We start from the raw sequence: 450 nt of genomic DNA, 5'->3' as shown, positions 1-450 counted from the left end.
TCTGGCTCACGGACGGCTCCCTTGTCTGAGATCTCAACAACCTCATTCTGGCACAACTGATGCCGTAGGGGGCCGTCCACACCATCACGCCGTGTCGCCTATGTTTGTGCAGAGCGCTCCTGGCCTGGTCTGTGCTCCAATGGATACGCCAGGGGTTATGGGTCCCAGCGTTCGCTGGGACGACGAGAGGGGAGCGATTACCTCTGCAAAATCAATTTCAGTTCCATCTCGCGGAAGCCGAGATAATTCCGCCGCACCCATTGATGCAGTTCGGTCGATGAATCCTTCTCGTTGCGCAGATAGTCTGTGAACGAGAAGTTCAGCCGGTCGATATAGGTTTTCAGGAACGCCGGCAGGGCGCCGACGCGCACCACCCGGCCACTCGACATCGCGGCCGGCAATTCGCCGCGCACCACATATTCGTTGTCGATGGTGACCAGCGCCGACGCC

The 450-nt window shown here is 59.1% G+C and carries 1 pseudogene; it reads right to left on the bottom strand.

Features of this window, described 5'->3' with window-relative positions:
• Positions 1-197: 197 nt before the first annotated feature.
• Positions 198-450: pseudogene (locus GSQ88_RS31720) on the bottom strand (hypothetical protein); the annotation flags it as partial.

The organism is Bradyrhizobium sp. S69, from assembly GCF_009766005.1.
Classification (GTDB): domain Bacteria; phylum Pseudomonadota; class Alphaproteobacteria; order Rhizobiales; family Xanthobacteraceae; genus Bradyrhizobium.
This window is presented reverse-complemented; position numbering and strand designations above follow the sequence as displayed.